At 69.7% G+C, this 25,974-nt stretch carries 31 protein-coding genes; 9 read left to right on the top strand and 22 right to left on the bottom strand.

Features of this window, described 5'->3' with window-relative positions; translation table 11 throughout:
• Positions 1-236 precede the first annotated feature (236 nt).
• From lgt to trpC, 5 genes are read right to left on the bottom strand one after another with little or no spacing between them, the layout of a single operon-like run.
• Positions 237-1,187: a prolipoprotein diacylglyceryl transferase gene (lgt, locus tag ABTX24_RS18335; RefSeq protein ID WP_350841538.1), complete on the bottom strand. Its 951-nt coding sequence runs from the start codon at positions 1,185-1,187 to the stop codon at positions 237-239.
• A gap of 28 nt (positions 1,188-1,215) precedes the next feature.
• Positions 1,216-1,824: an SCO family protein gene (locus ABTX24_RS18330; RefSeq protein WP_350841536.1), complete on the bottom strand. Its 609-nt coding sequence runs from the start codon at positions 1,822-1,824 to the stop codon at positions 1,216-1,218.
• Positions 1,821-2,618 carry a tryptophan synthase subunit alpha gene (trpA, locus tag ABTX24_RS18325; protein ID WP_350841534.1) on the bottom strand — a complete coding sequence of 266 codons (798 nt, stop codon included), beginning with the start codon at positions 2,616-2,618 and terminating at the stop codon, positions 1,821-1,823. The genes ABTX24_RS18330 and trpA overlap by 4 nt, the downstream gene beginning before the upstream one ends.
• Positions 2,615-3,859 carry a tryptophan synthase subunit beta gene (gene trpB, locus ABTX24_RS18320; RefSeq protein WP_160024286.1) on the bottom strand — a complete coding sequence of 415 codons (1,245 nt, stop codon included), beginning with the start codon at positions 3,857-3,859 and terminating at the stop codon, positions 2,615-2,617. Before trpB ends, trpA begins: the two co-directional genes overlap by 4 nt.
• Before the next feature lie 8 nt (positions 3,860-3,867).
• Complete coding sequence (trpC, locus tag ABTX24_RS18315; RefSeq protein ID WP_160024287.1) at positions 3,868-4,650, bottom strand: indole-3-glycerol phosphate synthase TrpC; 783 nt, start codon at positions 4,648-4,650, stop codon at positions 3,868-3,870.
• Between the two features lie 149 nt (positions 4,651-4,799).
• Between trpC and ABTX24_RS18310 the strand changes: the two genes are divergently transcribed.
• Positions 4,800-5,132: a DUF4190 domain-containing protein gene (locus tag ABTX24_RS18310; protein WP_160024288.1), complete on the top strand. Its 333-nt coding sequence runs from the start codon at positions 4,800-4,802 to the stop codon at positions 5,130-5,132.
• A gap of 80 nt (positions 5,133-5,212) precedes the next feature.
• On the opposite strand, the gene ABTX24_RS18305 is transcribed toward ABTX24_RS18310, so the two are convergent.
• The 3 genes from ABTX24_RS18305 to hisI all read right to left on the bottom strand — a co-directional run bounded on the left by ABTX24_RS18305 (position 5,213) and on the right by hisI (position 6,389).
• Complete coding sequence (locus ABTX24_RS18305) at positions 5,213-5,413, bottom strand: HGxxPAAW family protein (RefSeq protein ID WP_160024289.1); 201 nt, start codon at positions 5,411-5,413, stop codon at positions 5,213-5,215.
• Positions 5,414-5,487: 74 nt separating this feature from the next.
• On the bottom strand, positions 5,488-6,039 hold the full coding sequence (locus ABTX24_RS18300) for a Trp biosynthesis-associated membrane protein (protein WP_350841531.1): 552 nt from the start codon (positions 6,037-6,039) through the stop codon (positions 5,488-5,490).
• On the bottom strand, positions 6,036-6,389 hold the full coding sequence (gene hisI / locus ABTX24_RS18295; RefSeq protein ID WP_160024291.1) for a phosphoribosyl-AMP cyclohydrolase: 354 nt from the start codon (positions 6,387-6,389) through the stop codon (positions 6,036-6,038). The genes ABTX24_RS18300 and hisI overlap by 4 nt, the downstream gene beginning before the upstream one ends.
• 173 nt (positions 6,390-6,562) lie before the next feature.
• On the opposite strand from hisI, the gene ABTX24_RS18290 reads away from it, so the two are divergent.
• Both ABTX24_RS18290 and ABTX24_RS18285 read left to right on the top strand, forming a co-directional pair.
• Entirely contained in the window at positions 6,563-6,820 is a 258-nt protein-coding gene (locus ABTX24_RS18290) for a CD225/dispanin family protein (RefSeq protein WP_350661348.1), read from the top strand.
• A complete protein-coding gene (locus tag ABTX24_RS18285) occupies positions 6,817-7,233 on the top strand; it encodes a DUF2752 domain-containing protein (protein ID WP_350841530.1) in 417 nt (138 codons plus the stop codon). Before ABTX24_RS18290 ends, ABTX24_RS18285 begins: the two co-directional genes overlap by 4 nt.
• Here the strand turns inward: ABTX24_RS18285 and ABTX24_RS18280 are convergent, their stop codons facing one another.
• Both ABTX24_RS18280 and ABTX24_RS18275 read right to left on the bottom strand, forming a co-directional pair.
• Positions 7,234-9,051 carry an ABC transporter ATP-binding protein gene (locus tag ABTX24_RS18280; protein WP_350841528.1) on the bottom strand — a complete coding sequence of 606 codons (1,818 nt, stop codon included), beginning with the start codon at positions 9,049-9,051 and terminating at the stop codon, positions 7,234-7,236.
• Complete coding sequence (locus tag ABTX24_RS18275) at positions 9,048-10,832, bottom strand: ABC transporter ATP-binding protein (RefSeq protein ID WP_160024295.1); 1,785 nt, start codon at positions 10,830-10,832, stop codon at positions 9,048-9,050. The genes ABTX24_RS18280 and ABTX24_RS18275 overlap by 4 nt, the downstream gene beginning before the upstream one ends.
• Before the next feature lie 88 nt (positions 10,833-10,920).
• On the opposite strand from ABTX24_RS18275, the gene ABTX24_RS18270 reads away from it, so the two are divergent.
• The 3 genes from ABTX24_RS18270 (at position 10,921) to ABTX24_RS18260 (ending at position 13,972) form a co-directional block, all read left to right on the top strand.
• Positions 10,921-11,544 carry a TIGR03085 family metal-binding protein gene (locus ABTX24_RS18270; RefSeq protein ID WP_160024296.1) on the top strand — a complete coding sequence of 208 codons (624 nt, stop codon included), beginning with the start codon at positions 10,921-10,923 and terminating at the stop codon, positions 11,542-11,544.
• Between the two features lie 118 nt (positions 11,545-11,662).
• A complete protein-coding gene (locus ABTX24_RS18265) occupies positions 11,663-12,418 on the top strand; it encodes an SCO4651 family lipoprotein (protein WP_160024297.1) in 756 nt (251 codons plus the stop codon).
• Positions 12,419-12,544: 126 nt separating this feature from the next.
• On the top strand, positions 12,545-13,972 hold the full coding sequence (locus ABTX24_RS18260) for a YncE family protein (protein ID WP_350841526.1): 1,428 nt from the start codon (positions 12,545-12,547) through the stop codon (positions 13,970-13,972).
• A 227-nt stretch (positions 13,973-14,199) separates the two neighbouring features.
• On the opposite strand, the gene hisF is transcribed toward ABTX24_RS18260, so the two are convergent.
• The 11 genes from hisF to hisD all read right to left on the bottom strand — a co-directional run bounded on the left by hisF (position 14,200) and on the right by hisD (position 22,184).
• Entirely contained in the window at positions 14,200-14,961 is a 762-nt protein-coding gene (gene hisF / locus ABTX24_RS18255; RefSeq protein ID WP_350841524.1) for an imidazole glycerol phosphate synthase subunit HisF, read from the bottom strand.
• Complete coding sequence (priA, locus tag ABTX24_RS18250; RefSeq protein ID WP_350841522.1) at positions 14,958-15,707, bottom strand: bifunctional 1-(5-phosphoribosyl)-5-((5-phosphoribosylamino)methylideneamino)imidazole-4-carboxamide isomerase/phosphoribosylanthranilate isomerase PriA; 750 nt, start codon at positions 15,705-15,707, stop codon at positions 14,958-14,960. The genes hisF and priA overlap by 4 nt, the downstream gene beginning before the upstream one ends.
• A 157-nt stretch (positions 15,708-15,864) precedes the next feature.
• Complete coding sequence (locus ABTX24_RS18245; RefSeq protein WP_350841520.1) at positions 15,865-16,584, bottom strand: VOC family protein; 720 nt, start codon at positions 16,582-16,584, stop codon at positions 15,865-15,867.
• A gap of 64 nt (positions 16,585-16,648) precedes the next feature.
• Complete coding sequence (locus tag ABTX24_RS18240; protein WP_350841518.1) at positions 16,649-17,119, bottom strand: SRPBCC family protein; 471 nt, start codon at positions 17,117-17,119, stop codon at positions 16,649-16,651.
• Between the two features lie 48 nt (positions 17,120-17,167).
• Positions 17,168-17,677, bottom strand: a complete 510-nt coding sequence (locus tag ABTX24_RS18235; protein WP_350841517.1) for a DinB family protein — start codon at positions 17,675-17,677, stop codon at positions 17,168-17,170.
• Positions 17,674-18,105: a DUF1801 domain-containing protein gene (locus tag ABTX24_RS18230; RefSeq protein ID WP_160024304.1), complete on the bottom strand. Its 432-nt coding sequence runs from the start codon at positions 18,103-18,105 to the stop codon at positions 17,674-17,676. Before ABTX24_RS18230 ends, ABTX24_RS18235 begins: the two co-directional genes overlap by 4 nt.
• Positions 18,106-18,114: 9 nt before the next feature.
• A complete protein-coding gene (locus tag ABTX24_RS18225; protein WP_160024305.1) occupies positions 18,115-18,447 on the bottom strand; it encodes a hypothetical protein in 333 nt (110 codons plus the stop codon).
• Positions 18,448-19,092 (bottom strand): imidazole glycerol phosphate synthase subunit HisH, encoded by a 645-nt coding sequence (gene hisH, locus ABTX24_RS18220; RefSeq protein ID WP_160024306.1) that lies wholly within the window; start codon positions 19,090-19,092, stop codon positions 18,448-18,450. It abuts the gene before it with no gap.
• A gap of 79 nt (positions 19,093-19,171) precedes the next feature.
• A complete protein-coding gene (gene hisB, locus ABTX24_RS18215; protein ID WP_160024307.1) occupies positions 19,172-19,786 on the bottom strand; it encodes an imidazoleglycerol-phosphate dehydratase HisB in 615 nt (204 codons plus the stop codon).
• Complete coding sequence (locus tag ABTX24_RS18210; RefSeq protein ID WP_350841514.1) at positions 19,783-20,877, bottom strand: histidinol-phosphate transaminase; 1,095 nt, start codon at positions 20,875-20,877, stop codon at positions 19,783-19,785. The genes hisB and ABTX24_RS18210 overlap by 4 nt, the downstream gene beginning before the upstream one ends.
• Positions 20,877-22,184, bottom strand: coding sequence for a histidinol dehydrogenase (gene hisD / locus ABTX24_RS18205; protein ID WP_350841512.1), 1,308 nt, complete (start codon positions 22,182-22,184; stop codon positions 20,877-20,879). Before hisD ends, ABTX24_RS18210 begins: the two co-directional genes overlap by 1 nt.
• A gap of 139 nt (positions 22,185-22,323) precedes the next feature.
• On the opposite strand from hisD, the gene ABTX24_RS18200 reads away from it, so the two are divergent.
• The 3 genes from ABTX24_RS18200 (at position 22,324) to ybaK (ending at position 24,329) form a co-directional block, all read left to right on the top strand.
• Complete coding sequence (locus ABTX24_RS18200; RefSeq protein WP_350718782.1) at positions 22,324-23,079, top strand: hypothetical protein; 756 nt, start codon at positions 22,324-22,326, stop codon at positions 23,077-23,079.
• Between the two features lie 75 nt (positions 23,080-23,154).
• Positions 23,155-23,817: an LON peptidase substrate-binding domain-containing protein gene (locus ABTX24_RS18195; protein ID WP_160024311.1), complete on the top strand. Its 663-nt coding sequence runs from the start codon at positions 23,155-23,157 to the stop codon at positions 23,815-23,817.
• Positions 23,817-24,329, top strand: coding sequence for a Cys-tRNA(Pro) deacylase (gene ybaK, locus ABTX24_RS18190; protein ID WP_160024312.1), 513 nt, complete (start codon positions 23,817-23,819; stop codon positions 24,327-24,329). Before ABTX24_RS18195 ends, ybaK begins: the two co-directional genes overlap by 1 nt.
• A gap of 102 nt (positions 24,330-24,431) precedes the next feature.
• Here ybaK and ABTX24_RS18185 read toward each other — a convergent pair whose 3' ends face one another.
• A complete protein-coding gene (locus tag ABTX24_RS18185; protein ID WP_350841510.1) occupies positions 24,432-25,952 on the bottom strand; it encodes a hypothetical protein in 1,521 nt (506 codons plus the stop codon).
• Positions 25,953-25,974: the final 22 nt, after the last annotated feature.

Here is a 25,974-nt window from a genome sequence, read left to right as displayed (position 1 = left end):
ACGCAGCCCAATAGCCCCGGTTCTCTGACTCTGCTTCGAGTCGAGTCCGGAGCGGGGGATGTCTGCGACAGGTGCGCGCGCCCTTGCGGGGATGAAACTGGCAATCTGCAGGGGACAGCGTTGGCCCGCGCGAGTGCGGCTAGGTTACCACTGTGTCACGCGTAGGTTGCGAACGAGGGTCCATCGGCGGACACCCTCCCGCGAGGCGCTACCTTGCGCCTAATATCTGCGTCTGATCAGGCCTTTGTCGAGGATTCCTCGTCGTCGGTCCCGTTGTCGGCGGCGTTGCCGTCAGTGTCGCTCGCGGGTTCGTTCTCGGTGTCGTCGTCGACGTCGTTCGCCGGGGCCTTGGCAGGATCGCTGTAGACCTCCTCCTCGAGGGTACCCCGGCCGGTGAAGGTGGCGTACGCCCACCATGCGGCCGCGAGCACGAACAGGATGATCGACATCCACTCGCTCCAGCGCAGGCCGAGCACGTTGACCAGCTGCACGTTGTCGATGCGCAGGGTCTCGATCATGCCGCGGCCGAGGCAGTAGGCCATCACGTAGAGGGCGACCACACGGCCGCCGCCCAGACGCAGCTTCTTCTGCAGGTAGACGATCACGAAGAAGGCGAGGATGTCCCAGCAGAACTCGTAGAGGAACGTCGGGTGGAACGTGGTGCCGACCGGGAACTGGCTGGGTCCGTCGGGGTAGCGCGACGGGTCGATCTCCAGGCCCCAGGGCAGGTCGGTGGGCCTGCCGAAGAGCTCCTGGTTGAACCAGTTGCCCCAGCGGCCGATGCCCATCGCCAGCAGGCAGGTCGGGGCGATCGTGTCCAGCAGCGGGACGATCTTGATGCCCTTCTGCTTGGCGCCGATGATCGCGCCCACCGCGCCGAGCGCGATCGCGCCCCACACACCGAGCCCGCCGCGCCAGATGTAGAGCGCCTCGATCGGGTTGGCCCCGTCACCGAAGTAGAGCTGCCAGTCGGTCATGACGTGGTAGATCCGGCCGCCGACCAGACCGAACGGGACCGCCCACAGCGCGATGTCCTGGATGTCGCCGGCCCGGCCGCCGCGGGCCTGCCAGCGCCGCTCGGAGACCCAGACGGCGACGATGATGCCGAGGATGATCGCGAAGGCGTAGCCGCGCAACGGGACCGGCCCGAGCCAGAGCACGCCTTCGGCGGGGCTGGGGATGGACATCGGGAGGATCATGCGGGGCCCTTCTTGGCTACTTCTGAGTGAGAAGGCGGTGGATGTCGTCGGCGAACTGCTTGGGAGAGGTGTTCATCGACCACACCACGCTGGCCTGCCCCTGGGAGACGGCCGAGACGTGGGTGTCGTGGACCCCGAGATCGTAGCCCCCACTGGGTAGCCGGTCGGCCTCCCCTATGTAGAGCCGCATCGACTCGGCCAGGGTGACGATGTCCTTCAGGTCGCCGGTGAGGCCGATGAAGTCCTTGTCGTAGCGGTCCAGGTACTTGCGCAGGACCTGCTCGGAGTCGCGTGCGGGGTCGGTGGTCACGAACACGACCTCGACCTTCTCGCGATCCGCGTCGTCGAGGCGGGTCAGTGCCGCGGTCAGGCTCGACATCACCAGCGGGCACTCGTCGGGGCAGCTGGTGTAGCCGTAGAAGACCAGGGTCAGCGGCTTGTCGGCATCGGTGGCCAGCGAGAACGGCTCGCCCTCGGTGTCGGTCAGCGCGGTGTCGGAGAGCTGGTAGGGCGTGTGCTCCTGCCCGGTCATCGCCGAGGCAGGCGCCTGGCCGGTGCCGGGAGCGCCGCAACCGGTGAGCACGCCGATGAGGACGAGCAGGACGGGAAGAGCGAGGAACCTCAACGCGCGCGGACTCCCGCGGCCAGGTCCTCGGTCAGGCTCGCCAGCGCCTTGAGCGCCGCCTGCTCGTCGGAGCGGTTGTCCAGCAGCGTACGCACGAAGGCGGAGCCGACGATGACCCCGTCGGCGTACGCAGCCATCTCGGCCGCCTGGGCGCCGTTGCTGACCCCGAGACCGACGCCGACCGGCAGATCGGTGGTCTTCTTGGTGCGGGCGACCAGCGGGGCGGCCAGGTCGGAGGTCTTGGCGCGGGCGCCGGTGACGCCCATGACCGCGGTGGCGTAGACGAAGCCTCGGCACTGGGCCGTCGTCATCGCGATCCGCTCGTCGGTGCTGCTCGGCGCGACCAGGAAGACCTTGTCGAGGTCACGGGCGTCGGCGGCCTCGATCCACTCCGGCGCGAAGTCCGGGGTGATGTCAGGCGTGATCAGGCCCGCGCCGCCAGCGTCCTGCAGCTGCTGGGCGAAGCGGTCCACGCCACGGCGCTCGATCGGGTTCCAGCTGGTCATCACCAGGGTCGGCACCCCGGTCGCCGCCACGGCCTCGACGACGCGGAACACGTCGTCGACGCGTACGCCGCCGTCGAGGGCCTGCTGCACGGCGTCCTGGATGGTGGGGCCGTCCATGACCGGGTCGGAGTAGGGCAGGCCGATCTCGATGATGTCGCAGCCGGCCTCGACCATCGTGGTCAGCGCCTCGATCGAGCCGTCGACCGTGGGGAAGCCCGCCGGAAGGTAGCCGACCAGGGCGGCGCGGTTCTCGGCCTTCGCCTTCTCGAACGCTGCCGACGTACTCACTGTGCTTCTCCAAGTCCGAAGTATTCGATGGCCGTGCCCATGTCCTTGTCGCCGCGACCGGACAGGTTGATCAGGATCGTGGCGCCCTCACCGTGGCGCTCCTTGATCTCCGGGGCGATCTTGATGGCGCCCGCGATCGCGTGGGCCGACTCGATCGCGGGGATGATGCCCTCGGAGCGCGAGAGCAGCGCGAAGGCGTCCATCGCCTCCTTGTCGGTGATGCTCGTGTAGCTCGCCCGGCCGGACTTGGCCAGCCAGGCGTGCTGCGGCCCGACGCCGGGGTAGTCGAGACCGGCGGAGATCGAGTGGGACTCGATGGTCTGGCCGTCCTCGTCCTGGAGCACGTAGGTGCGGGCGCCGTGGAGCACGCCGGGGTCGTTGGCCTGGATGGTGGCGGCGTGGCGGCCGGTCTCGAAGCCGTCTCCCCCGGCCTCGAAGCCGTGGATCTCGACGTCCTCGTCATCCAGGAACGCGGTGAAGAGGCCGATGGCGTTGGAGCCACCGCCGACCGCGGCCACGACGGCGTTCGGGAGGCCGCCGAACTGCTCGAGGGACTGGGCCCGGGCCTCGTCGCCGATGCCGCGCACGATGTCCCTGACCAGCGTGGGGAACGGGTGGGGCCCGGCGGCGGTGCCGAACAGGTAGGCGGTGTGGTCGACGCTGGCGACCCAGTCGCGCAGCGCCTCGTTGATCGCGTCCTTGAGGGTGCCGCTGCCGGAGGGCACCGGGACGACCTCGGCGCCGAGCAGCCGCATCCGGGCCACGTTGAGCGCCTGGCGGTCGGTGTCGACCTTGCCCATGTAGACGGTGCAGTCGAGACCGAAGTAGGCGGCGGCGGTCGCGGAGGCCACCCCGTGCTGGCCGGCGCCGGTCTCGGCGATGACCCGGGTCTTGCCCATCCGCTTGGTCAGCAGCGCCTGGCCGAGCACGTTGCGGATCTTGTGGGCGCCGGTGTGGTTGAGGTCCTCGCGCTTGAGGAGGACGCGTACGCCGAGCTGCTCGGAGAGCCGGGTCGCGTGGTAGAGCGGGCTCGGCAGGTTGGCGTAGTCGCGCAGGATCGCGTCGAACTCGGCCACGAACGCCGGGTCGGCCTTCGCCTTCTGCCAGGCGTCGTCGAGCTCGATGAGCGCCTTCATCAGCGCCTCGGGCATGAAGCGGCCGCCGAATCCCTCGGCCTCGCCACCGAACCAGCCGAACTCGTCGGCGTCGTAGCTCGTCGTTTCGTGGATGTGAGTTGTCATGGCTGGTCCTAGCCTTGGATTCCGGTGAACTCGGCGACCGTGCCTTGCGGGTCGCCATGCTTGACCAGCGCCTCGCCGACCAGGACCGCGCGGGCCCCTTCGGAGACGTGGCGCTTGACGTCGGTGGCGGTGAAGATGCCCGACTCGGCGACCTTCACCCGGTCCTCGGGGATGAGCGGCGCGAGCCGGCCGAAGACGTCCTGGTCGATCTCCAGGGTCTTCAGGTTGCGGGCGTTGACGCCGATGAGCTCGGCGCCGAGGTCGACCGCCCGGGCGACCTCGGCCTCGTCGTGGGTCTCGACCAGCACGGTCAGACCCAGCTCACGCGCCTGGTCGTAGAGGCTGCGCAGCGTGTCGTCGTCCAGCGCCGCCACGATCAGCAGCGCGAGGTCGGCTCCGGCTGCCCGGGCCTCCAGCAGCTGGTAGGGCTCGACGATGAAGTCCTTGCGCAGGATCGGGGTGTCGACGGCCGCGCGGACCGCGAGCAGGTCGGCGAGGGACCCGCCGAAGCGGCGTTCCTCGGTGAGCACCGAGATCGCGGCGGCACCTCCGGCGGCGTACTTCTGGGCCAGCTCGGCCGGGTCCGGGATGTCGGCCAGGGCGCCCTTGGAGGGGCTCTTCCGCTTCACCTCGGCGATCACGCTGCTGCCCGCCGCACGGAAGTGCGGCATCGGGTCGCGGGGCGCGTCGACGTCGGCCAGCCGGGCCCGCAGATCCGCCTCGGACACCGTCGCCTGGCGCTGCGCCAGGTCCAGACGTACGCCGTCGATGATCTTTTCGAGCACCGACATGTTTAAACCTCTCGTTTCCGGGTATGACCCACGTGCAAAGCCTCTCACCCGAACCGTGACACGCCCGATTTGGCGCCACAGTGCGGGCGGGAAACGTTAAGTTTCTTCCATCTCTACCCAACTCGCCTGACTTTGGAGGTCAGACACACATGAGCTACGGAACTCCTCCGCCGCCGCCCCCGTACGGTTCGCCGGCACCCGGGCAGCCCGGTCAGCCTGCGGGCAACAACAAGAAGGCGATCTGGGCACTTGTCCTCGGCATCCTCGGCTGCATCTGCTGCGGAATCTTCACCGGTATCCCGGCGATCATCCTCGGCAAGATGGCCCAGAACGAGATCGACGCCTCCGGTGGCGCGCAGGGCGGGCGTGGCATGGCCACCGCCGGCTTCATCCTCGGCATCGTCGCCATCGTTCTGTTCGTCATCGGGCTCATCCTGAACCTGTCCGGTGCTCTCGACTTCAGCACCACCACCACGTACTGAGCTCACCCCATGTGAGCTCGGCTCTTTGGAATCAGCGAGGCCCCCGGCGGATCCGCCGGGGGCCTCGCTGTCTCACAGGCTCAGTGTGACTCGACGTTGAAGCCGAGCTTGGAGAGCACGATGAAGAGCAGGCCGCCCGCGACGGTGACGGCGACGCCGACCCAGAAGACGAGCCAGCTGATCGGGTCGAGCATCATGGCGACGCTTCCGATGAGGAAGCCGAGGAGGCCGACCGCGACTGCGATCCAGGCTGCCGGGGTGTTGCCGTGGCTGGCGGACATGCGATGACTCCTCTACGAGTTCTCTTGCTGAAGCGAAGCCCGAAGCGATCCAGGTGGGCTTGGCTGCAGTGTATTCATTGATCCCCGGTTGTCGGGTCCCGACCCTCGTCCAACGACTTCCAGACATCGATCGTGGACTGCTCCTCCAACGGCTTCTGCTCCGGTGTGGCGGCGGCCGGCGCGTCGTACCTGCGGCCCATCTCGGGCCACGAAGGAGCCAGCCGTACGGCCGCGACGGCCGCCGCGACGGTCACGACCGCGCCGAGGAGCGCGAGGTAGGGCCAGGGGGTGGTGGTGTGCTCGGTCTCACCCCAGACCACCTCGGAGTCGATCGCCCGGCCGAGCGCGTCGATCCCGGCATGGCCGAAGAACGTGACGATCACGCCGATCCCGGCCAGGCCGGCGAGGGCGGCCACCAGGCGGCGTACGAGACCCCGGGTGACCAGGACCACGCCCCAGGCCGCGAGGGCGACCAGGGCCAGGCCGGTGGTGGCCGGGGAGTCGTTGAGGTCGGCCGGCATCTGGGCCGGGGCGGTCACCTTCACCCACTCGTTGGAGCCCGCCCACGCGGCCAGGGCCGCACCGGCGAGTCCGGCGGTGACGGTGGGGCCGAAGGCGCCCTTCATGAGATCAGGCCGGCGTCGAAGCAGGTGTGGTCGCCGGTGTGGCAGGCGGGGCCCTCCTGGTCGACCTTGAGCAGGATCGTGTCGCCGTCGCAGTCCAGGCGGACCTCCTTGACGTACTGCCGGTGGCCGGAGGTCTCCCCCTTGACCCAGTACTCCTGCCGGCTGCGGGACCAGTAGGTCGCCCGGCCGGTCGCGAGCGTGCGCGCCAGGGCCTCGTCGTCCATGTAGCCGAGCATCAGCACCTCGCCGGTGTCATGCTGCTGTGCCACCGCGGGCACCAGCCCGTCGGGGTTGCGCTTGAGGCGGTCGGCGATGGCGGGGTCCAGCCCCTCGCTCGTGGGTCCAGTCACGCCTCCAGTATCCCGCTGGGCAACAGTACGGACACAACCGGCATGTCGCGGCCGTCATCGGGCGCTCCTGAAGCGCCGGGCTGCCAGACTCTCCCGGTCATCTGGGCCGGTCTCGGTACGGCCCTGTCAGCCGACTCCACGAGTCGACTATTCAAACTGGAGAACACCGCACCATGGCTAACCCCACCCCGCAGCCGGCACCGGCGAAGCAGACCGACACCAGCGCCCTCGTGATCGGCATCCTGGTCACGCTCTTCTGCTGCCTGCCCTTCGGCATCGTCTCGATCGTCAAGGCCGTCCAGGGTGACGCCGAGGGCGCCAAGAAGTGGGGCATCATCGGTGCCATCACCGGCGTCGTCGTGATCGTCCTCTACATCATCGCCTCGGTCGTCCTCGGCGTCGGCATGGCCGCCCAGTCGGGGACCATGTGACCACACCCTCACGGGTGCGCGCGGGGCTCGTCCCACTGGCCGTCGTGGCCGGCGGGGCGGGCCTCGCGGCCGTCTTCGCCACCTCTCCCGGGCTCGTCGCCTATGTCCCCCCGTGCCCGATCCACGCTCTGACCGGCATCGACTGCCCCGGCTGCGGGATGACGCGCGGCACGATGTCGCTGCTGTCGGGTGACGTATCCGGCGCGATCGGCCACAACGCACTGATGTTCCTGCTCGGGCTGCCGCTGCTCGCGCTGCTCTGGTTCTTCTGGCTCCGCGGCCGCGTCGGCGGCCCTCCCGCGCCCGGCTGGGCCCGGTCGCGCACCGCGGTCTACACCTGGCTGGCGCTGACCGTCGTCTTCACGGTCGTCCGCAACCTCCCCTGGGCTCCGTTCACCGTGCTGGCGGCCTGATCAGCTGCCCTGCTGGGCGACCCAGGAGGCGTGCAGGCGGGCGTACGTCGAGCCGGCCTGCGCCACCAGGTCGCTGTGCGGGCCGCGCTGAGCGAGGTGTCCGGCATCGACGACGATCACCTCGTCGGCCGCCTCGGCGGTGGAGAGCCGGTGGGCGATGGTGACTGACGTACGGCCGCTCATCAGGCGCTCCAGGGCCCGGTTGATCCGCATCTCCAGCCGCGGGTCGACCGCGGAGGTGGCCTCGTCGAGGACGAGCAGGTCGGGATCGGCCAGCTGGGCGCGTAGGAGTGCCACGAGCTGGCGCTCGCCGGCCGAGAGCGACTCGCCGCGCTGCCCGACACGGGTGCGGACGCCGGCGGGGAGACCGGCCAGCCAGTCCCCCAGGCCGAGGATCCGGGCGGCCCCCTCGATCTCCTCGTCGGTGGCTTCGAGCCGCCCGTATCGGACGTTCTCGGCCAGGGTGGAGTCGAAGAGGAAGCCCTCCTGCGGGACGAGCACGACGCTGGTGCGCAGCGAGGCGTTGCCGATCTCGCGTACGTCGACGCCGTCGAGCCGGACCCGGCCGTCGGTCACGTCCATCACCCGGGTGAGCAGCTTCGCGATCGTCGACTTCCCCGACCCGGTCTCGCCGACCACGGCGACGCGGCTGCCGGGCGCGATCTCGAAGGAGATGTCGTGCAGCACCGGACGGCCGCCGGGGTAGGCGAAGGTGACCGCGTCGAACTCGATCGAGAGCGGGCCGCGGGGCAGGACGGTCCCGGCCGGGCCCGGGTCGACGAGGTCGGCGGGCGTGTCCAGGATGCCGATCGTGCGCCGCCAGGACGCGATCGCGTTCTGCGCGTCGGTGAGGATCTGCGTGCCCATCTGCACCGGGCCCACGAACAGCGTCACCAGGAACGCGAAGGCCAGGATCTCGCCGACGGTCAGCGCGCCGCCGGTGCCCTGGTAGGCGAGCGCCAGCAGCACGCCGCCGACGATCACGCCGGCGTTGGCGAGGCCGCCGGAGAGGCCGCCGAGGCTGAAGAAGATCGAGGTGTAGGCCTGCGCCTTGATCTGGGCGGCGCTGGTGGCATCGATCTCGCGGTCGATGCGCTCCTGGGTGCGGTCCTCGACGGCGTACGCCTTCACCACGGCCGCGCCGACGACCGGCTCGGAGACCGCGGAGAGCATCTTGGCGACCTGGCGGCGGGAGAGCGTGTAGGCCGCGGACAGCTTGCGCTGGAAGAACCGCAGGCTCAGGAAGAGCGGGCCGAAGCAGAGCCACACCAGGATCGCGAGCTGCCAGGAGTAGATCATCATCACGACGGTGGCGATCAGCATCTGCCCGATGCTGACGATGAAGAGCAGACCACCGAAGACGATGAACTGGCTGACCTGGTCGACGTCGCTGGTCACCCGCGAGACCAGCGCCCCACGGTGCTCGGTCGACTGGGTGAGCATCGGCAGGTCGTGGACGTGCCGGAAGGCCTTGGTACGCAGCGTCGCCAGGCCCCGCTCGGCGGCGGTGAAGAGCCGGCTGGTCATCTTGAACGACGCCCACCCGGTGACCGCGATGGCGACCACCGCGACGAGGCCGGCGCGCAGGACGTAGCCGAGGTCGGGGCCGTCCGGACCGCTCAGGCCGTTGTCGAGGGTCTGCTGGACGACGACAGGCACGACGACCTGCCCGATGCTCGCGATCACGGCCAGCGCGAAGGTGCCGCGGATGCCCTCGACCAGCTCCGGGGAGTGCTTGATGCCCCGGCGGATGGTCTCGATCGCGCCGAGCTCCTCGCCGCTGCCGACCCGGGTCTCGGGCTCGAGGGTCGCGGTCATTGGATGGTCTCCGGGGTCTCGTAGGCGTTGACCAGGCGGGCGTACGACTCGTCGCGGGCGAGCAGCTCGGTGTGGGTGCCGCGGTCGCGGATGCGGCCGTCCTCGAGGTGCACGACCTCGTCGGCCAGCGCGATGGTGGCCTTGCGGTAGGCGACCACGACCAGGCTGGTGTCGCCGGCCCCGTCCCGCAAGGCGGCCAGGATCCGCTGCTCGACCTCGGGGTCGACCGCCGAGGTGGCGTCGTCGAGGATCAGGAGTCGTGGGCGGCGTACGAGTGCTCGGGCCAGGGCGAGGCGCTGGCGCTGCCCGCCGGAGAGGCTCGCCCCGCGCTCGCCGAGGGTGGTGTCGAGGCCGTTCGGAAGCGCGGTGACGAAGCCGTCGGCCTGGGCGGCCTTGAGCGCGGACCAGACCTCGTCGTCGGTGAGGTCGGCGCCGAGGGTGACGTTGCCGCGTACGGAGTCGTCGAAGACGAAGGCCGTCTGCGGCACCAGCGCCGCGACCCGGGCCCACTCCCCCGCGCCCAGGTCGCGCAGGTCGGTGCCGTCCAGGGTGATCCGGCCCGCCTCGGGGTCGACCAGCCGCGCGAGCAGCATGGTCAGGGTGCTCTTGCCGGCGGCCGTCTCCCCGACGATCGCGACCGTACGCCCCGGCTCGACCTCGAAGTCGACCCCGTCGAGGAGCCTCGGGCCGTCGGCGTACGCGTAGGAGATGCCGTCGACGCGGACGCGGGCGCCGGTCGGCTCGCGGCTGGTCCTCGCGGTGCCGTAGGCCAGGCGTCCGGTCGCTTCCAGCACCCGCTGGACCCGCCGGTAGCCGACCACGCTGCGCGGGAACTCACCCAGCAGCCAGCCGAAGGAGCGGATCGGGAAGGCGACGATGGTGAGCAGGAAGCCGATCTGGACGACGTCACCGGGTGCCGCGGCACCGCTGGAGACGCGGCCGACGCCGACGGCCAGGACGGCGAGGACCCCGACGTTGGGCAGCGCGGCCAGGATCGGGTCGAAGGCGGCGCGGATCCGGCCGGCGTGGATGTTGACGTCGCGCAGCTCCTGGGCCTTGTCCTGGAAGCGGGTGGTCTCCTCCGCCTCCCGGCCCAGGGTCTTGACGACGAGGGCGCCGTCGAAGGACTCGTGGGCGATCCCGGAGAGCTCCGCGCGCAGCTGCTGGGCGCGGGTCATCAGAGGCGAGGAGAAGCGCTGGAAGACCAGGTTGGCGACGACGACCGCCGGGAACACCAGGATCGCCACCGAGGCCAGGACGACGTCGGTCCAGAACATCTGCCCGATCGCGATCACCATCATCGCGACCGTTCCGACCGCCATCGGCAGCGGCGCGATCGGCGCCCAGGACGCCTCGACGTCGGAGTTGGCGTTGGAGAGCAGCTCGCCGGTCGGGTGCCGGTGGTGCCAGGCGAGCGGAAGCGCGAGGTACTGGCGGGTCACCGCGCGACGCGAATGGGCCTGCATGCGGTACTGCATCACCCCGGCGCCCAGCCGCCGCGCCACCACCCCGACGGCCCGCAGGATCGCGACACCGACGAAGAGTCCGACCACGGCCCACAGCCAGCCGGCACCGATCTCACCGTCGCGCAGCGCCGGCACCAGCACATGGTCGGTGGACCAGCCCAGCACCCAGGCGTCGGCGACGGTCAGCGCACCGAAGAGCGCGGAGCCGAGGGTCGAGAGTGTGAAGACCGCCCACTCGCGCCGGATGGCGACTCCGAGAACCTTGAACCCGTCGGTCGTCGTGGCCCGCTGGGGTATTTGTTCCTCGTCGCTCATCTCGAGGTAAAGCCTAGGTCAGCACCGTGACTGCGACGAATTTTTTTGAGACCGCCCAGCGCTGGAGTGGCTCGATAAGGTGCAGGCCGTGGCTTCCTTCGCGCGCTCCGAGCGCATCGCCCTGTGCGACACCGCCGTCTCCCTCGGACCGACGGCCCCCACCCTCTGCGAAGGCTGGGAGGTCAAGGACCTGCTGGTGCACCTGCTCGTGCGGGAGCGCCGCCCGTGGGCCGCGGCGGGCATCCTCCTGCCACCGCTCGCGCCAGTGCTCCGGAAGGCGGAGGCTGCGTACGCCGCTCAGCCGCTCGAGGCCCTCGCCTCCCGTCTCCGCGACCCGAAGGGCACGCCGTTCGCTCTTGGTCCCGTCGACAGGGCCGTCAACACCGTCGAGTTCTTCGTCCACCACGAGGACCTCCGCCGCGCCCAGCCGGGCTGGGAGCCGCGTACGCTCCCCGCCGCTGCCGAGCGGGACCTCTGGCGCACCCTGAAGCTGCTCGGCAAGGGTCTGGTCCGTTCCGCGCAGACCCCGCTCGTGGTGAGCAACGGCACCGAGACCGCCACCCTCCGCGCCGGCGACGAGCCCGTCACCATCACCGGCCCGGTCGGCGAGCTCATGCTCTTCTGCTTCGGGCGTCATGAGGTGCGAGACCTGACGTTCGACGGCCCGGCGGAGCGGATCACGCAGTTGGAGAACGCCAGTCTCGGGTTCTGAATACGCCGAGGCATGACCGTTCGAACTATCCCCACGAGCCCGAACGGACTATGGCTCGGCACCCGCAGATCTGGTTGCGTTGACTGTCCTCTGTCGGGACCTCAGGCGAGAAGAGCCCATGCGTCAGCACACCAATCCGCTCCATGTCACTGCCGTGGCCGGAACAGCCATGTTGGTCCTGGCGGCCTGCGGATCGGCGGGGACGAGTGGCGGGTCAGCCGAGTCACCGACGCCGGCGGAGTTCATGGACCGGATCGTCGCTGCGAGCCTCGAAGAGGGCAGTGTCCACGTCGTGATGGACATGGGCGCCGCAGGCGGCTTGGAGGCCGACATGGTCCTCGGAGACGACGACGCGGACATGGCCATGGACATGACTGCTGATCTCGAGGGCGATGAGACGAAGATCGTGCTGGTCGAGGAGAAGTGGTACATCCACAGTGCCGACCTCGGCGATCAGTGGATCATCAGTGACCCCGACGACCCCAACGACCCGTTCGGCGAAGCGATCTCGGAGATGGGCTCGATGAACCCGGCGGCCCACGTCGAGGACATCAAACCCGCGGTCACTGACGTGGAGAAGATCGGCGAGGAGAATCTCGGGGGCGTCGACACCACCCATTACGAGGTGACTGTCGACCCGGAGAAGGTTCCCGAGGACGCCGGCTTCGACACTGAGATCCTCGAGAAGGTCGGCCTCGAAGACGGCCTGGTCTTCGACTACTGGCTCGACGCAGATGACCTGATGCAGAAGGTGAGCTTCGATATCGCCGGTCAGAGCGTCGAGACGATCATGACGGGCTGGGGCGAGACGTACGAGATCGAGGCGCCGAAGAACGCAGTGACCTTCGCCGAGCTGATGCAGGCGCCAGTCTGATCCGCATCGGCGTACGTCTTTCTTCGGATCCGTCCGCGCGACGACCCGTTCCCGCGGACGCCCGTAACCTCCCGGCGGTCCGAGACGTTGTGTCTCAGATAACCGAATCCCCCAGGAGGTCCCACGATGCGTCGTGCGGCAGCAGTCACCGTCGCCATGCTCTTCGTCTTCTCACTCACCGCAGCGGCTCCGGCAATGAGCGCGAGCGCGACTCCAGAGCTGCGGGACGTGATGGTCGTGGGAAACAACTGGGACGGCACGGCTTCGATCGTCGATGCCCGCAGCTTCGAGGTGCTGCGCAAGGACATCGACCTGGTGCCGGACAAGGACGAGGAGATCGCCGCGATCCACCAGGATCCCGAGCGGCTGGCCATGTACTACCTGGTCCGCTATGGCCCCGGCGAAGGCAACGACCAGCTCGTGGACGACATGTTCACGACCCGGGACGGCAAGCTGCTGGCGGTCTCGCGCCCCAGCCTCGCCGACGTGGTCTGGATCGACATCGAGAAGGCGCTGGCGGGCTCGCCGGACTCCGTCGTGATCGAGCAGCAGATGGACGGTCACCGCACCGACCACATGGGCCTCTCCCCCGACGGCACCAAGCTGCTCGTCTCGGACTCGACCTCGCGCTCGGTGCACGAGTACTGGATGGGCGGCGCGGGCGACCCGCGGACGGGTGAGCGGCTGCGTACGTTCGAGTCCGGCGAGACGCCCCACGAGAACAACTACTCCAAGGACGGCTCGCGCATCTTCCACGCCTCCATCGGCCGCGTCTACCTGCCCGGCGACCAGAAGGAGATCTCCCTCGACTCGCTGCCGCTGATCAACCTCGACCAGCTCGGCCTCGGCACCATCCCCGGCACCGACCTGCTCCCGCCGATCAAGATCGGCCCGATCCACGACGCAATCAAGGGCGACCGCTGGTTCGAGATCGTCGACGAGTCCACCTTCGAGGTCGCCCAGCGCTGGGAGATGGGCAAGGAGCTGGAGGAGGCGGGCTACCCCTCGATCTCCTCAGCCGTACGCCCCATGGCGGTCGCCCCCGGTGAGCGGTTCATCTACTTCCAGATGTCGTTCCTGCACGGCCTGGTCGAGTTCGACACCCAGGCGGCCGACATCGACGGGAAGGTCGGCTACTCCACCGGTTCCGTCGAGGAGCCCCGCACGGGCGCCGTCACCCGAGTCATCCAGCTCCCCAAGCGCACCCAGCTGCCGCGCGAGCTCTACGTCAACGACTCCGCCCATCACGGCCTCTCGATCGACTCCAAGGGCCAGACCCTGTGTGCGGCGGGGACGATGGACGACTACGTCGCGATGGTCGACCGCTCCAGCGGCGAGCACACCATCCTCGACGAGGACACCACCGGCCACTACTACGGCAAGCCCTACTGGACCACCGAGGGTCTCGGCAACACCTGCTGGGCATCGCTGTCCGACGCCGACGCGGTCGCCGTCATCGACTTCCGCACCGGCGAGGAGCTCGCCTACCTCGACGTCGGCAACCACCCCCAGCGCGTACGCCACGGGCAGATCCCGAGCTCGCTGCTGAGCTAGCCGGGAGGCGTCGGGGTGCATTTTCCCGCCATGGCGGGGAAATGCTCCGGGCCCGCGTGTCCTGGCGATGGGCTGTGCGGTAGCGGCGCGGGCGACCCAGGTGTGCGATAGCGCCGCGGGCTATCTGCTGGAGGGGAAGCAGAATCCCGCCATGGCGGGATTCTGCCGGGAAGACCGCCCAGCGGACCCAGCACTTTCCCGCCATGGCGGGAAAGTGCGCGCGGGCGTCAGCGAACGGGCGTGCCCGCGCCGGAGAGCGCCTGCTTGACCTCGCCGATCCGCACCTTGCCGAAGTGGAAGATCGTCGCCGCGAGCACCGCATCCGCGCCGGCATCCACCGCGGGCGGGAAGTGCTCCGCCTTGCCGGCGCCACCGGAGGCGATGACCGGGACGGTCACCTCGCTGCGTACGGCCTTGATCAGGTCGATGTCGAAGCCGTCCTCGGTCCCGTCGGCGTCCATCGCGTTGAGCAGGATCTCGCCGGCGCCGAGCTCCACGGCCTTCGCGGCCCACTCGATCGCGTCGATCCCAGCAGACTTGCGGCCGCCGTGCGTGGTGACCTCGAAGCCCGAGTCGGTCGCCGGCGCCCGCCGAGCGTCGACCGAGAGCACGAGCACCTGGTTGCCGAAGCGGTCGGCGATCTCGGCGATCAGCTCCGGACGAACGATGGCCGCGGTGTTGACCGCGATCTTGTCCGCGCCGGCACGAAGCATCCGGTCGACGTCGGCGACGCTGCGGATCCCGCCGCCGACCGTGAGCGGGATGAAGACCTGCTCAGCGGTCCGGGTGACGATCTCGAGCGTCGTCGCACGCCCCTCGTGGGAGGCGGAGATGTCGAGGAAGGTGAGCTCGTCTGCGCCTTCCTTGTCGTACGTCGCAGCCAGCTCGACCGGGTCGCCGGCGTCGCGCAGCTCCTTGAAGTTGATCCCCTTGACGACGCGACCCGCGTCGACATCGAGGCACGGGATGACGCGTACAGCAAGGCTCATGACTGATCCCCGCGCGGCCGGCCGAGGGTGAGGTCGAGCGCGTCGGCGAGGTCCAGGGAACCGGTGTACAGCGCGGTGCCGGCGATCGCACCTTCCACGCCGACCTCGACCAGACCCATGAGCGCCTCGATGTCGTCGATGGTGGTCACTCCCCCACTCGCCACGATCGGGCGGTCGGTGGCATCGCAGACCGCGCGCAGCAGGTCGAGGTTGGGGCCCTGGAGCATGCCGTCCTTGTTGACGTCGGTGACGACGTAGCGCGCGCAGCCCTCGGAGTCGAGGCGGGTGAGCGTCTCGTAGAGGTCGCCGCCGTCCTTGGTCCAGCCGCGCGCCGCGAGGGTGCGGCCGCGTACGTCCAGACCCACCGCGACGCGGTCGCCGTAGGTGGCGATCGCCCGCCGGGTCCACTCCGGGTTCTCCAGCGCGGCGGTGCCGATGTTGACGCGGCGGCAGCCGGTCGCCATCGCCGCCTCGAGCGACTCGTCGTCACGGATCCCGCCGCTCATCTCGACCTTGATGTCGAGCTTGCCGACGATCCCGGCGAGGATCTCGCGGTTGTTGCCGTGGCCGAACGCGGCGTCGAGGTCGACCAGATGGATCCACTCGGCCCCGGTCTCCTGCCACCTCAGGGCAGCCTCGTAGGGATCGCCGAAACGCTTCTCCGACCCGTCCACGCCCTGGACCAGCTGCACCGCCTGCCCGCCCTTCACATCGACGGCCGGCAGGAGCTCGAGGTAGTCACCCATGGGGACGATCCTATGTTCTGTACGCGGCCACCTTCGCTCCGCCGTCCTGCTGCGAGACGGTTCCTCCGTCAAGGTATGCAGGCCGAGGAACACATCCCGCGCGGAACTCCGCACGGGAAGCGAGCTCCCGGCTGCATACCTTGACGGAGGAACAGGCTCAGCGAGGCGCCAGCACCTCGAACTCGTAGCCGTCTGGATCCCTCATCGTGGCCCATCGCCCGCCATCGTGGGTCTCGGCGATCAGCCTGGCGCCGAGCCCGACGAGGCGGCGTATCTCGTCGGCAGGACCGGTGTCCTCGGGCGCGATCAGGTCGAAGCGGAACCGGTCCCGCGGCCCCCGCGTCACCGGTGGCGGCCCGCCCCAGGCGACCTTGGCGCTGCCCGACGGCGTCGTGACCGCGGTCTCGCCGTCCTGGTCCCAGACCAGCGGCCAGCCGAGTGCCGTACTCCAGAAGATCCCGTTCTCCCGCGACCCGTCAGCCGCGACCTCGCCGAGAAAGCCCGTCCCCTCCAGCCACCGGTTGCCGGCCGGGATCACGCACAGCTCGTTGCCCTCCGGGTCGCCGAGCACGATGTGGTCCTCGTCCGGCCGCTGACCCACATCGATATGGGACGCGCCGAGACCGATCAGCCGGTCGACGGTCCGCTGCTGGTCATCGGGGAGGCTGCTGGTCAGATGGAGATGGTGCGGGTTCGCCAGCGTCTTCGGCGCATCCGTGGGCAGGAAGCGGATCCGAAGATCGTCCTCCGCGCGTGGCAGCAGCCGGATCTCGTCGCCACTCGTCTCGGTCTCTCGGCCCAGCACCGCTGCCCAGAATCCCGCGACCTTCTCCGGGTCGTTGGCATCGATGCAGATCCCGAACCGCCGAGGTGTCATGACCGGCAACCTAGGCCGCCCCGGAAGACGTACGCAATCGGGTTTCGGAGCCTCGCCGACCGAATCAGTCCGTGCTTGCCGGGCGCGCAGCCACGGTCGCCAGCTTGGCCAGCCCCTTCTCCATGTCAGGCGCGATCGCCTTCTCCATCGAGTAGAACCTGGTCATCAGCCCCATCACACCGCTCACCGACCCGGTGTGGGTCCACCTCAGCTGCGTGCCGCCGGCGACGGTGGCGAGGTCGAAGCTCACCGTGCTCCGGCTCTTGAAGGGCTTCTGGAACTCCAGCGCGACCTCGATGTGCTCGGGCCTCGACTCGGTGATCTCCATCGCCCCGGCCCCGGCGCGCTTGTTGCCCGACCAGGCATAACGCGCGCCGACCCCGGACTCGGCACCCGAGTAGGTGCGTGACATGTCCGGATCGAGCTCCTCCCACGGCGACCACGACGGCCACTGGTGGAAGTCGTCGAGCAGCGCGTGCACGCGCCCGATGTCGCCGGGAAGGACCGCGGACCTGGAGACCTCGTAGTCGGTCATGTCACGACAGTACGCCTGCGGCGACCGGTTCGAGAACGTCCTAGGCGATCAGGCGCTCTCGCGGTTGACGCCGACTGAGCTGTCGATGGTCTCGCGGAGGATGTCGGCGTGGCCGGCGTGACGGGTGGCGTCGCAGAGGCGGGCGGCCATGATGTTGAAGAGCATGACGTCCTCGTCGCACCACGGTACGTATCCGGGCGCGTCGATCGGGAGCGACTCGATGGTGGCGTCCACGTGCGCCCAGACGCGGCGAGAGAGGTCGAGGACATCGTCCCGGCTCTCGTGCTCCGCCGCCCGGTGAGTGGCGTCCCACCATCCGGCGGTGTCCCACGGCGGGAGGTCGAGCGGCGGCGTACGGCCGAAGACCTCGCCGAAGTAGCGAGCGTCCGAGAGGGCGTTGTGCTTGACCAGGCCGAGCAGATTGGTGCCTGTCGGCGTCATCGGACGGCGGACGTCATGTTCGGAGAGCCCCTCGAGCTTCCACACCAGCGCCTCCCGGACGCCACAGAGCTTGTCGTGCAGATGAGCCTTCGCGAAGTCGTCGATCACGACGCTCATCCCTCCGCGGCGCGCTTGCCGTAGGTGCCGCTGGTGAGCGTGGCGAACGAGCGTCGGACGATCTCCTCGAGAACGCTCAGATCGACCGCTGCGACGTCCTTGAGATAGAGGCAGCCGACGCCGTGGGTGTGTGGGCCGAGGCGGGCGAGGAGGTCTTCGTGGGCCGAGATGCCGTCGTTCAGGTAGACGACCGAGGCGGCCTTGCGGGGCGAGAAGCCCGCGGCCGGGGCATCGCCCTCGGTGCCGCTGGCGTACTTGTAGTGGTACTCGCCGAAACCCACGATCGCGGACCCGAACATCCGAGGCTCCACCCCGGTGGCGCGCCGCATCAGCGCCAGCAGCGTGGCGGCGTCCCGACGACGACCCGGAGGCTCGACGGCCTCGACGAAACCCTCCGGATCGGCGTCGGTCCAGGTCGTCTTGGCCATCCGGCCACTCTAGCGGCGGAACAGCATCGTGTAGACCACGGGCGCGACCAGCACCGACGCGACGGCCGCGAAGGCGGTCGTGCCGACGTCCTCGGTGACCAGGTAGACGAGCGCGTTGAGGAGAAGCAGGACGACGACCAGGATCCGTACGTTGCGCCGCCGGCGCTCCGCGAGCGCACTGCTCGGCCGGGACCGGCGAGCCGGAACCCACCCGGTCAGGCGCTCACGACGGGCTCGGCGTTCCGCCGACCTGGCCGCCCGGGCGGCACGCTCCTCGGCGGCCTTGGCAGCCTGCCGCTCGCGCTCGGCACGGGCCTTCGCCCGGGCTCCGGTCTGGGCCACCTACGCCGCCTTCAAGGAGGAGACCCAGTTGCGCAGGACCGCGGCGCCGGCGTCGCCCGACTTCTCCGGGTGGAATTGGGTAGCGCTCAGCGGGCCGTTCTCGACGGCGGCGACGAACCGGTCGCCACCGTGCTCGGCCCAGGTGACCAGCGGCGCGACGGTGCGGTCGTTGGTGACCAGGGTCCAGTCACGCACGCCGTAGGAGTGCACGAAGTAGAACCGCTCCTTCTCGACCCCGGCGAACAGCGAGGTCCCCGAGGGGGCGTCCACGGTGTTCCAGCCCATGTGGGGCACGATCGGCGCCTGGAGACGCTCGACGACGCCGGGCCACTCGCCGCAGCCCTCGGTCTCGACTCCGTGCTCGATGCCGGTCTCGAAGAGGATCTGCATGCCGACGCAGATCCCCATGACCGGGCGGCCGCCGGCGAGACGCCGGGCGATGATCCGCTCGCCGCGGATCGCGCGCAGGCCCTTCATGCAGGCCTCGAAAGCCCCCACACCGGGCACCAGCAGACCGTCGGCCGCCATCGCGGCGTCCATGTCACTGGTCAACTCGACCCGGGCGCCGGCGCGCTCGACGGCGCGGACGGCGGACCGAAGGTTGCCCGACCCGTAGTCGAGCACGACCACCGACGGAGCACTCACAGCGCCACGTCCGTAGCGCAAGCACCAGAATACGAACGAGGCGCTGTAACGACTCGATCGTTCACTCGCTGACGCTCGTTCACAGTGCACCCTTCGTCGACGGGATCCCGGTCTCGCGCGGGTCGTAGGCGATCGCGTCGCGGAACGCCCGTGCGAACGCCTTGAACTGCGTCTCCACGATGTGGTGCGGCTCGCGCCCGGCGAGCACGTTGACGTGCATCGTCAGGTGGGCGTGGTGGGCGATCGAGTCGAAGATGTGCTGGGTCAGCGAGCCGAGGTAGGGCACACCCGAGCCGCCGAGCAGCACGTACTGCTGGCCCTCCGGCTCGCCGGTGTGGACCGAGTAGGGCCGGCCGGAGACGTCCACGACGCAGCGTACGAGCGCCTCGTCGAGCGGGACGGTTGCGTCGCCGTAGCGGCGGATGCCCTTCTTGTCACCGAGCGCCTGGCGCAGCGCCTGGCCGAGGACGATCGCGGTGTCCTCGACGGTGTGGTGGGCGTCGATGTGCACGTCGCCCTCGGAGTGCACGGTCAGGTCGACGAGAGAGTGCCGTCCGAAGGCGGTCAGCATGTGGTCGTAGAAGCCGACCCCGGTCGAGACGTCGACCCGTCCGGTGCCGTCGAGGTCGACCTCGACGACGACCTTCGACTCCGAGGTCTCCCGCTCGATGCGGGCAGTCCTTGCCGAACTCATGCGCGTGCTCCGTTCACATCGGTCAAAGCTTGCTTGAAAGCGGTCATCTCGTCGGGCGTCCCGACCGAGACCCGCAGCCATCCGTCGGGCCCGGTCTCGCGGATCAGCACTCCACGGTCGAGCAGCCCCTGCCAGACCGCGTGCCGGTCGGCGTAGCGCCCGAAGAGGACGAAGTTGGCATCCGAGTCGGCGACCTCGAGCCCCTGCTCACGCAGCCATTCCACCAGCGAGTCCCGCTCCTCACGAAGCGAGGCCACGTAGCCCAGCAGCTCCGGCGCGTGCCGCAGGGCCGCGCTCGCCGCAGCCTGGGTCACCGCGGAGAGGTGGTAGGGCAGGCGTACGACGCGGATAGCGTCACAGATCGCCGGGTCGGCCGCCAGGTAGCCGAGCCGCAGCCCCGCCCCGGCGAACGCCTTCGACATCGTGCGGGTGACCACCAGGTTGCGGTGCGCGGAGAGCAGCTCGAGCGCCGAGGGCACTCCGGTCCGCCGGAACTCGCCGTAGGCCTCGTCGACCACGACGATGCCGCTGTCTCCGACCGCCTCGCACAGCACGGTGACCGCCTCCGGCGGCAGCGCGGTGCCGGTGGGGTTGTTGGGGCTCGGCAGCAGTACGACATGGGGCCGCGTCTCCTCGACCAGCGCCCGTGCCTTCTCCAGATCGATCGCGAAGTCGCTCTCGCGGTGCCCGACGACCCACTCGGTGTTGGTGTCGCGGGCGTACTCCGGATACATCGAGTACGTCGGCGCAAAGCTGATCGCGGTGCGCCCCGGACCTCCGAAGGCCTGCAGCAGCTGCAGCATCACCTCGTTGGACCCGTTGGCCGCCCACACCTGCTCAGGCGTGATCTGCGCCTCCACGTCGGAGGAGAGGTACGCAGCCAGCCCCTCCCGCAGCGCGACGAACTCGCGGTCCGGGTAGCGGTTGAGCGTGCGCGCCGCCTCGCCGACGCTGGCCGCGATGTCGGCGACCGTCTCGGCGGAGGGCTGGTAGGGGTTCTCGTTGACGTTGAGCTGGACCGGGACGTCCAGCTGCGGAGCGCCGTAGGGCTCGATCCCGGCGAGCTCGGCACGGATCGGCGGCCAGCTCATCACGAGAACCTCACCGACACCGCCGCGCCGTGACCCGGCAGGTCCTCGGCCTCGGCGAGCGTGACGACGTGGTCCTTGACCGCGGCCAGCCCCTCGCGGGAGTAGTCGACGACGTGGATCGACTTGGTGAAGGCCCGCACCGAGAGCCCCGAGGAGTGGCAGGCGCAGCCGCCGGTGGGCAGCACGTGGTTGGACCCGGCGCAGTAGTCGCCCAGCGACACCGGAGCGTAGGAGCCGACGAAGATCGCGCCGGCGTTGCGGATCCGGCCGGCGACCCGGGCGGCATCGGCGGTGTGGATCTCGAGGTGCTCGGCGGCGTACGCGTTCACGACGTCGACGCCCTGGTCGATGTCATCGACGAGCACGATGCCCGACTGCGCGCCGGTCAGCGACGTACGGATCCTCTCGACGTGCTTGGTCGCGGCGACCTGCTTGTCGAGCTCGGCCTCGACGTCGGCGGCGAGCGTCTCGGAGTCGGTGACCAGCACCGATGCGGCCAGCGGGTCGTGTTCGGCCTGGGAGATCAGGTCGGCGGCGACGTAGGCGGCCTCGGCGGTCTCGTCGGCGAGGATCGCGATCTCGGTCGGGCCCGCCTCGGAGTCGATCCCGACCTGCCCCTTGAGCAGGCGCTTCGCGGTGACGACGTAGATGTTGCCGGGGCCGGTGACCATGTCGACGCGCTCGCACGGCTCGACCCCGTAGGCGAACATCGCGATCGCCTGGGCACCGCCGACGGCGTAGACCTCATCGACGCCCAGCAGCGCGCACGCGGCCAGGATGGTGGGCTGCGGCAGCCCACCGAACTCCTTCTGCGGCGGCGAGGCCAAGGCGATCGACGGCACGCCGGCGACCTGCGCCGGAACGACGTTCATCAGGACCGAGGAGACCAGCGGAGCCAGACCACCGGGCACATAGAGCCCCACGCGCCCCACCGGCACCTTGCGGTGCGTCACCCGGGCGCCGGGCGCCAGGTCGGTGACCGCGTCCTTCTCGAGCTCGGCGGCACAGGTCGTACGCAGCCGCGCGATCGACTCCTCGAGCCCGGCCCGGATCGCCGGGTCGAGCTCGTCGAGCGCCTTGGTCAGCGCCGCGGCCGGCACCCGGATGTCCTCGACGCGTACACCGTCGAACTGCTCGGAGAACTCGGCGATCGCCTCCTGGCCGCGCACCCGGACGGCGTCGATGATCGGCTGCACAGCATGAGTGGCCGCCTCGATGTCGAACTCGGCACGCGGAACGGCGGCGCGGTAGTCGATGGTCGAAGCGGCGCCTCTGTCGGCACCCCTCAGGTCGATGCGGCGGATCATGCCTCAAGTCTACGAGTGGGCGGCCTCCGGAACCGATCTGCCGACGCCACGTGGACGCTGCGCGACACGCGGTGGAGAGACGCATACGGCGCCCCGATCCGGGTACTCGGGAAATCTGACCCACCAAAGGAGGATCGTCATGGCACTGACACGACCGTTCCACCGACAACACCAGCAAGCAGACGAGAACCAGCCCGGCGTCGACGAGAACCACGCCTCGACCCGCGACTACCAACCCGGTGGTCCGGCGGTCGTCGGCCACGACGACCGCGTGGAGCGCCCGCACAGCGCAGAAGGCGAGGCCGGCCACCTGCGCGCGGGAGACGCCGTCGAGCACCACCGCCACGCCGAGGAGGGCCGACGTGCCGCCCTCCACGACACCTACGGAGGCATGAACTGGGGCGCCTGCTTCTTCGGCTGGCTGGTAGCCGTCGGAGTCACCGTCCTTCTCGGAGCCATCATCAGCGCCGTCGCCTCGGCGATCGGCACCAACCAGAACTGGACCCAGACCGACCTGCAGGAGATGTCCGGTTCGGTCGGTATCGCAGCGGCCATCACGCTCGCCGTGGTGATGTTCGTCGGCTACTACGCCGGCGGGTACGTCGCCGCCCGGATGTCCCGCTTCGACGCCCGCCGACAAGGCCTGGGCGTGTGGATCGTGGCGATCGTGGCGATGATCATCGCTGCCGTCGCCGGGACGCTGTTCGGCGCCAGCTACGACATCATGCGGCAGGTCGACCTGCCCAGCGTGGGGCTGAGCACCGACCAGCTCAGCTGGGGCGCCGTGATCACCGGCGTCGCCCTCTTGGTCGTGATGCTCGTCGGGGCCGTCCTCGGCGCTGCCGGCGGCCAGCGCTACCACACCAAGATCGACCGGGCGGTCTACGACGACTGACGGCTCGGGTCGACAGCGAACAGAACACGGGGGTTCGCGGGCGCATGCGCCCGCGGCCCCCATAGGTTGGTTTCCGTGACCGACCGACTACCGATGTTTCCGCTCAACGCGGTCCTGTTTCCGGGCGTGACGCTGCCGCTGCGCGTCTTCGAGGACCGCTACCGCGCGATGGTGCACCACCTGCTCCGTCAGGAGGAGGAGGACCGCCACTTCGGCTCGGTCGCGATCCGCGAGGGCTACGAGGTCGGCGAGACCGGCGCCCAGTCGCTCTACCGTGTCGGGGTGAAGCTGCTGATCACCGAGGTGGAGCGGCACGAGGACGGTTCCTTCGACCTCGAGGTGCTCGCGGTCGACCGGATCCGGATGGACAGCCTGGTCAGCTCGGGCGACTTCCCCGTCGCCGACGTGGAGGACCTCCCCGAGGACCACGTCGCGGTCCCGAGCACGATCGTCGACACCGCACGAGCCACCTTCACCGCCTACCGGGCCGCGCTGCTGGAGTTCCGCGATGACCCGTTCTCCGGCGCGCTCCCGAAGGACCCGGAGTTCCTCTCCTGGACCATCTCGGCCACCACTCCCCTGCCCATGCCCGACCGGCAGGCACTCCTGGAGGCACCCGATGCCGGCGTACGCCTCGGCATGGCCACCGACCTGCTCCGGTCCGAGCTCAAGGCGATGAACGTCATCCCCTCGCTGCCCGCGACCGAGGTCGCCCGCACGAAGTGGTCCCCCAACTGATGCCGAAGAAGCAGACCGGGAAACAGGCCGGGAAGCGGGCCGGCGGAGGCACCCCCGCGACCGTGGCCCTCACCCAAGCCGGCATCGACTACACCCTGCACCCCTACGAGCACGATCCGCGCGCCGAGTCCTACGGCCTGGAGGCCGCCGAGGCCCTCGGCGTCGAGCCGAAGCAGGTCTTCAAGACGCTGATGGCCTCGCTGGACGGAAAGCTCGTCGTCGGCATCGTCCCCGTCACCGGCCAGCTCGACCTCAAGGCGCTCGCCCGCGCGCTGGGTGGCTCGAAGGCGCAGATGGCCGAGGTGACCGCGGCCGAGCGTGCGACCGGCTACGTCGCGGGCGGGATCTCACCCGTCGGCCAGAAGCGTCTTCACCCGACCGTCCTGGACGAGTCCGCGACGACGTACGACTCGATCTACGTCTCCGGCGGCCGCCGCGGTCTGGACATCGAGCTCTCCCCCGCCGACCTGATCAAGATCACGGAAGCCATCACAGCGCCCATCGCCAGATGACCCTGCCGAGTCGGCGCGAACTGACCGAAATCCCCGCCGAGTCGGCTCGTCATGACGAGCCGACTCGGCGATGGGTTTGTTCGCGCCGAGTCGTTCGGCAGATCAGTCGACGGTGATGCGAGCCAGAGCTCGCGAGGTGTCGCCGTCCAGGTATGCGCTGAAGCCGAGCTGGCCGAGCGCCTCGATGTCGTCGGCGACCTCGGGAGCCTCGGCCGTCACCAGCTCGTCGAGGCCGTCGAAGTCGACGTAGACCACGCCGGAGGAGTCCTCGGCGTTGGGGACCGCGTTCTTGAACTTGTCGGTCTCTGCCAGGCCGCCGTCGGCCAGCAGGTCCTTGCTGTAGTCCCCGGTCCCGACGGAGGTCACCTCGCCCTCGCTGTCGACGCTGACGATGCCGTCGGCGCCGAAGCCCGCGGTGAGGTCGCCGACGAACTTCTCGACGTCGGCAGGGTCGGCACCGTCGAGCTTGATCCCGATGTCCAGGGAGTCCGGAGCGCTCAGGTCGATCTCGCCGGCGGCGATCGCGAAGCTGTCACCGAGGAGCTTCTCGAGATCACCGGGCGCCATCCCGAGCATCTGCGTGAACTGGTCCTCGGCGCCGCTCTCGGCCAGGCCGGTCGTGAGCCAGCCGTCGGCCGGGTTGGCCGCGATCACCGCGGTGGTGTCCTTCGGCAGCGTGCCGGCGATGGTGCCGGCCTCCACGGACTCGGCCTGCGCGCCCAACGACGAGGCGGCCTCGAGCTCGAAGGCGTTCTCCTCGGCACGTACGGTGAAGGCGGCGCCGCCGAAGTCCTTCATCGCCGACCGAATCGAGTCGGCCAGGGCAGCCGGGTCGGGCCACGGCGCGATCCCACCCATCGGGTTCTCGGCGAGCTCACCCTCGGCCTCGTCGAACGCGCCGTTCTCGGCCGCGTCGGCGATGGCGTCCGGCAGCTCCTTGGCAGCGTACGCAGTGATGAACCCGGTGCCGCCGACGTCACCGGTCCACTTCTCGAAGCCGGCGTCCTCGGCCAGGGTGCCGGCCTCCACCGCCTTCTCGATCGCGGCGAGGTCGTCGTCGGTCTCCGCGATGAGCGCCCACCCGTCGCCGACCGACCAGGCCGCCTCCGAGCCGCCGCAGTCGACGAGCTTGGGGAGGCCGGCCTCGGCGTCGGACTCGTCGGTGACCTGGAGTGCGAACGCGACCACCGGCTCCGCGTCCGTCGGGACTGCGCCGACCGCTGCCTGGTAGCCGATCCACGGCTCGACGTCCTTGGCGAAGTCGAGGTCGTCACAGGCGTTGGTGAACAGCGACTCGCGCGGGTCCTCGCCCTTGTCGAGGCCGAGCTCCTTCTCGAGCGAAGGCAGCTTGCGCAGCGTCGGCAGGGCGTTCTTGGCCTCGGTCAGGTCGATCTCGGCGTAGGCCACGGTCGAGGCGGGGAACGCCTCTGCCGGGGAGCCACCGGCGTTGCTCAGTGCGACCGCGGTGAGGGTGCCGGCGGTCGCCACCGCAGCGACGCCGACGACGGCTGCCGCTCCGATGATCAGCGGCTTCCTGCTCTTTCCGGCACGATCCCCGCCGAGATCGAGGATCTCTGTCGCCTCCGGTCCGGACGGGTTCCGACCAGGCGTGTTCTCTGACATCAGTGACTTTCAGGTTCTGTCG

The organism is Nocardioides sp. NPDC127514 (genome assembly GCF_040302125.1).
Classification (GTDB): domain Bacteria; phylum Actinomycetota; class Actinomycetes; order Propionibacteriales; family Nocardioidaceae; genus Nocardioides.
This window is presented reverse-complemented; position numbering and strand designations above follow the sequence as displayed.